Annotated in this window: 9 protein-coding genes and 1 pseudogene; 9 read left to right on the top strand and 1 reads right to left on the bottom strand. The window is 41.5% G+C overall.

The window, feature by feature from the left end; translation table 11 throughout:
• The coding region (gene infC / locus PX484_RS01805) for a translation initiation factor IF-3 (RefSeq protein WP_288102719.1) at nucleotides 1–280 on the top strand (280 nt) is incomplete at its 5' end.
• 345 nt (nucleotides 281–625) lie between these two features.
• Here infC and PX484_RS01800 read toward each other — a convergent pair.
• Nucleotides 626–919, bottom strand: coding sequence for a (2Fe-2S) ferredoxin domain-containing protein (locus tag PX484_RS01800; protein ID WP_287766423.1), 294 nt, complete (start codon nucleotides 917–919; stop codon nucleotides 626–628).
• Nucleotides 920–1,105: 186 nt separating this feature from the next.
• Between PX484_RS01800 and PX484_RS01795 the strand changes: the two genes are divergently transcribed.
• The 8 genes and pseudogenes from PX484_RS01795 to PX484_RS01760 form a co-directional block, all read left to right on the top strand.
• Complete coding sequence (locus tag PX484_RS01795; RefSeq protein ID WP_185238441.1) at nucleotides 1,106–1,807, top strand: NnrU family protein; 702 nt, start codon at nucleotides 1,106–1,108, stop codon at nucleotides 1,805–1,807.
• 88 nt (nucleotides 1,808–1,895) lie between these two features.
• Entirely contained in the window at nucleotides 1,896–2,237 is a 342-nt protein-coding gene (locus PX484_RS01790; protein ID WP_002737429.1) for a thioredoxin family protein, read from the top strand.
• A gap of 265 nt (nucleotides 2,238–2,502) precedes the next feature.
• A complete protein-coding gene (locus PX484_RS01785; RefSeq protein ID WP_287766424.1) occupies nucleotides 2,503–3,159 on the top strand; it encodes a vWA domain-containing protein in 657 nt (218 codons plus the stop codon).
• 13 nt (nucleotides 3,160–3,172) lie between these two features.
• Nucleotides 3,173–3,940 (top strand): PP2C family serine/threonine-protein phosphatase, encoded by a 768-nt coding sequence (locus PX484_RS01780; protein ID WP_287766425.1) that lies wholly within the window; start codon nucleotides 3,173–3,175, stop codon nucleotides 3,938–3,940.
• A 62-nt stretch (nucleotides 3,941–4,002) separates the two neighbouring features.
• Nucleotides 4,003–4,296 carry a nucleotidyltransferase family protein gene (locus PX484_RS01775; protein WP_002770523.1) on the top strand — a complete coding sequence of 98 codons (294 nt, stop codon included), beginning with the start codon at nucleotides 4,003–4,005 and terminating at the stop codon, nucleotides 4,294–4,296.
• Entirely contained in the window at nucleotides 4,293–4,628 is a 336-nt protein-coding gene (locus PX484_RS01770) for a HepT-like ribonuclease domain-containing protein (protein WP_002783557.1), read from the top strand. Before PX484_RS01775 ends, PX484_RS01770 begins: the two co-directional genes overlap by 4 nt.
• Nucleotides 4,629–4,762: 134 nt before the next feature.
• Nucleotides 4,763–4,996: a FitA-like ribbon-helix-helix domain-containing protein gene (locus tag PX484_RS01765; protein ID WP_002783562.1), complete on the top strand. Its 234-nt coding sequence runs from the start codon at nucleotides 4,763–4,765 to the stop codon at nucleotides 4,994–4,996.
• Between the two features lie 165 nt (nucleotides 4,997–5,161).
• A pseudogene (locus tag PX484_RS01760) lies at nucleotides 5,162–5,337 on the top strand (SUMF1/EgtB/PvdO family nonheme iron enzyme); the annotation flags it as partial.

Raw genomic sequence — 5,337 nt, 5'->3', positions numbered from 1 at the left:
GAAAAAACAGCATACAGCCGATATAAAAGAAGTTAAAATGCGCTATAAAATCGATGAGCATGACTACAACGTGCGAGTCAACCAAGCGCAACGTTTTTTAAAAGCGGGAGATAAGGTAAAAGCGACGATTACCTTCCGAGGTCGGGAAATTCAACACTCTAACCTAGCGGAAGAATTACTGGCTCGCATGGCCAAGGATTTAGAGGATGTAGCTGAGGTACAGCAAGCACCAAAAAAAGAAGGTCGTAACATGATGATGATGTTATCGCCGAAAAAATAACTAACTAATCCGGAAAAAGGGGCTAAGTCCCCTTTTTTGTTCTTCGGAAATCCCGAAAGGAAACCAATAATCTAAAACAAATGTATTATCCGAGAATTAAGTCTCTGGATTGCAATCACAGGCACTCACAGGGGTTAACCTAGGAGCAAAAGACTATTGTGAAGCATAGTCTAAAAATTGATGACCGAGTTTACTGGCTCTTCTAGGTTCTGTGTGATAAGTTTAACTCACAATATGATCGATCTTTGTGTCCTTTGTGTCTTTGTGGTTCGTTCCACCCCCTCGCTAGGAGGAATGTATCTTAGAATACATTTTACCCACCAAGCCTGGGAGAGCCGTTTACTGCTATTCAGCGTGAATGCGTGGATGGAGTAAACGCTCGACCGGTTGACCGTTTTTTAAATGTTCCTCGACAATCTGATTGACATCCTCTGGTTTAACACGACAGTACCAAGTTTCTTCGGGAATAATTCTCACCGTGGGGCTAGTGCTACACTGTCCTTGACAACCACTGGTCATAACGATGACATCTTCTGGGAGAGCTGCCGTTTGCCAAGCTAAAAGAAGCTCGGACGCACCCTGCACCAAACAGGAAGAATGCTGACAGACCATCACAAATCGCTTTTGGGGATAAGACATATTACCTAAAAAGTTGCAAAATTAGATAGTTCCCTGGGTATATTTTTGGGGGGTCACTTTGGGGAAGCATAGTTTTATTTTGCCCCGAATCCCCGATACTGGCAACACAAAAAAAGGTGCTGAAAATTAACCATCAATCTTTAAAATAGAATTGGGAGAAAAATTTAGTCAATCAAGAGGGTAAAAGTGGCATTCGCTAGTCATTGGATCATGTTAGGTTTATTACTGGGTTTTGCTGTTGCCCATAGCGGATTAGCCAGTTTACGAATGCGGGGAGAAGCTATCATCGGTGCGCGACTGTATCGGGTATTATTTGCCCTTGTGAGTATTCCTCTAGCGGTAATTTTAGTAGTTTATTTCTTCAATCATCGTTATGATGGTTTGCTTCTCTGGCAAGTACAGGGAGTAACCGGAGTTAAAACCCTAGTTTGGATACTTTCGGCCATTTCTTTTTTCTTTCTCTATCCTGCCACCTTTAACCTGCTGGAGATCGCCGCTATCCAAAAACCCCAGGTTCATCTCTATGAAACCGGCATCCTGCGCGTTACCCGTCATCCCCAGATGGTAGGACAGGTGATCTGGTGTATTGGTCACACCCTCTGGTTAGGGACAAGCTTTACCCTATTAACTTCCCTAGGTTTAATTGCTCATCATCTTTTTGCCGTCTGGCATGGCGATCGCCGGTTAGAGAACCGTTACGGAGAGGCATTTTTAAAGGTCAAAGAACGCACCTCAGTGGTTCCCTTTTTAGCGATTATCGATGGTCGGCAAAGCCTGAAATGGCAAGAATTCCTTCGTCCTGCCTATCTAGGAGTAACAGGGTTTATTTTACTCCTCTGGTGGGCGCATCCTTGGCTAATGCAAGCAACAAGTAAAATTTATTGGTGATTTTGCTCCCAACTCCTTTCCTGTTGATCCCGATTGGTGTAGAATGGCTTCTATATCAAAATAAAGTTTTCATAAAATACGTTTAGACATGATACTATCTGTCAACGAAAAGAGCTTCCCTAAGCTAGTTTTAGAATCTTCCCGTCCGGTTCTCGTGCATTTTTGGGCTCCTTGGTGTGGTTTATGTCGTTTAATCCAACCCACCCTCTTGTCTTGGCAAAATGACTGTCAAGGTGCGATTCAATTAGTCGGTGTCAATGCCGATAATAATTTTAAATTAGCTAATAGTTTTCGTCTGCGTAGTCTGCCTACTTTAATTCTCTTCGATCGAGGTGTTCCGGTTCACCGTCTGGAGGAAATTCACAGTCGCGAGGAATTGCAACAAACCCTGCGACTAATAGTCAAAAATCAAATCCCGCGTTCAGCTTAAGGGAAAGATATCTTTTCTGATGGGTTCTGTGGTTAAAATGTATTCTAAGATACGGTAACGCTGGTGGGTGAGTGGAACGAACCACTCCAGACACAGAGGACACAAAGATTGATCGCTCTTATAGTAAGTTAAACTTATCACACAAAGAATAAGAGAGCCTCTGATGGGACTGGCAGAGATAATATAATAGGACAAAAAGTAGATAATCCCAATTCCTACAACTCCCATAGTTCCCCCAGTTCAAAAAATTAGGAGGCTTAAAAAAATGCCGATTGGTGTGGCTGAATTTGTCGAAAATCAGGAAAATCGCTGTCCTGTGGTACTACTACTAGATACCTCTGGTTCAATGGAAGGGGAACCGATTAAGGCTCTCAATGATGGTATCAAAACCTTTCAGGAGGATGTGATGCGGGATACCCAAGCGACGTTGAGCGTAGAAACCGCCATTGTCACCTTTGGTAAGGGAGGGGTTAAAACCGTGCAAGATTTTGTCGGGATTGATCAATTTACGCCACCGACTTTAACCGCAGGAGACTTAACTCCCATGGGAAAAGCGATTGAATTGGCTTTAGATTTAATCGAAGATCGTAAAGCGATTTATAGAAATAATGGTATCCAATATTATCGCCCCTGGATATTTTTAATTACTGATGGTGCGCCTACGGATCAATGGAGTCTGGCGGCGCAACGGGTAAAACAAGCAGAAGCAGAAAATCGGGTTTTATTTTTTTCTGTAGGTGTTCAGGGTGCTGATATGGAGAAGCTTAAACAGATTTCTAATAATCCCCCCGTGTTACTCAATGGTTTAGATTTTCGGGAATTATTTCAGTGGTTAAGTAACTCAATGAAACGAGTTTCTGGTGGTAAAATTGGAGCGGCGATCGCTTTACCACCAGTGAATTGGGGACAAATCACCACCTAGAGGACAGTTAATTATGTGGAGAACATTATGTCAGTCGGTGGTCGGTAGTTTTCACGTCCAAACGGGATTACCCTGTCAAGATTATGGTGATTATAAGGTATTGGGTCAGGATGTTTTGATTGGAGCCGTAGCCGATGGGGCCGGTAGTGCCAAACATTCGGATTTAGGGGCGAAAATAACAGTTAAAGCAGCGCTGCAATTTTTAGAGTATAAGCTCAAAAAAACAGCATTAGCTGCCACTGGAACTGAAGCGGAATTAAAGGAAATATTCTGGCAACTGTTGGCTTATGTTCAGCAAATTCTCCAAGAAAAAGCCGAAAAAGAACAGTTAGATATTAATGATCTGGCGACAACTTTACTGGTTGTTTTGGTTACTTCAAAACGATTAGCGGCGATGCAGATAGGAGACGGTTTTATTGTGTTCAAACCTCTGGGAGGAAATTATCAGTTATTGTTTCAGCCTGACAAGGGGGAATACATCAATGAAACCACTTTTGTTACTTCTAGTAATGCTTTGGAGGATATGCAAATAAAAGTTTTAACCGAGCCAGTTGCCTTTATTTGTGTGGCGACGGATGGAGTGGAAAAGGTATCGATCAATTATAAAAATTGGCAGCCTTTTCCGCCCTTTTTTCAGCCATTAGAGGAATATTTACAACAGACAGAAACGCCATTGCAAGAAGACCTCGAAGAATTTTTAGAGCGGGAGGATTTAAATAAGTTAACAACCGATGATAAAACCTTACTCCTAGCTTTTTGTTCAGAAACCGGGTTTGTTTGACAAACCCGGTTTCTGGCTCTGGTTCAACCCAACCTATGATAAGACTATGGACTAAGTAAATTATGAAAATTGACGAATTACTCAAAAACAAACGAGAAAAAATTATTGCTATTGCGGCTAAACACGGCGCAAATAACGTGCGAATTTTTGGTTCTGTTGCACGGGGAGAAGCTGACGAAAAAAGCGATATTGATTTATTAATTGATTATTGTAGCGAACGTCGGAGTCCCTGGTTTCCCTTGCCGTTAATTCGAGAACTTGAAGCCTTGTTAGGCTGCAAAGTTGATATTGTTACCGAACAGGGACTTAAAGATAGAATCAGAGAGCGGGTACTAAAAGAAGCAATACCACTATGAGAGATGATAGCGAACGCTTGCGGGATATTTTAGAAGCAATTGAGCGTTTAGAAAAGTATGCTCGACAGGGAAAAACCCTGTTTGAACAACAAGAATTAATTCAAACTTGGATTGTCTATCATTTACAAATTATTGGTGAAGCAGCTAGAGCAACTTCTCAAGAATTTAAAGCAAGACATCCCGAAGTTCCTTGGCGAGATGCCAGCGATCTAAGAAACTTAACTATTCATGAATATTTTCGTATCAATCTAGAGATTATTTGGGATATTGTTGAAAATGACATTCCTCCTCTAAAAGGACAAATCGAAGCTATTTTACAGGAATTGATTTGACGAAACCCAACTCAATTATTAAAAAATGTTGGGTTTCACTATCGTTCAACCCAACCTAGGATAAGATCATTGACTATCATTGCTATCATTTAAATGGTTGAGAATACAATACCACTCTCAAACGGATGTCGTCTATGGCAGATTTAATCGTCCGCAATATCGATGAAGCCATCGTCAAAGCTCTCAAAAAGCGAGCCAGCCAACACGGGATCAGTGCCGAAGCCGAACACCGCCAAATCTTAGAAAAAGCCTTGCTGCAACCGCAACGAAAATCCCTAGCAGAGGTGCTACGCCAGATTCCCAACGTTGGCAACGATTCAGACTTTGATCGCGTTCAAGATGACACAGCTAAACCAGTATTTGATTGATACTAAGTAGGTAGGCGTTAAAAATTATCAGACACCCCCGTTATCAAAGGGGGATTAAAGGCAAAATCCATTTTTAATTTAATTATAACCAGCTACTTATATCTAACTTATTAGAAACGACTAGATAAATTTTTCTGAACAGCACAAATACTCGGAGATTTTTTGATGTCTTTAACTTATCGCTGTCAACTACAGAATCGCTGGATTACACTGACGCAAGAACTGGCGAACAGTGGCGAAGCGAAAGTATGGCACACTAACTTTAATGGGTACTTAGCGAAAATCTACCACAATCCCCATAATGAAAGGGTTGATAAATTACAGTTAATGGTGAGAAATCG

The sequence above is a fragment of the Microcystis sp. M49636_WE2 genome (genome assembly GCF_030065375.1).
In the GTDB taxonomy this organism is placed as follows: domain Bacteria; phylum Cyanobacteriota; class Cyanobacteriia; order Cyanobacteriales; family Microcystaceae; genus Microcystis; species Microcystis aeruginosa_C.
Note: the sequence above shows the minus strand (reverse complement) of the source record. Positions and strands in the feature narration are given on the sequence as shown.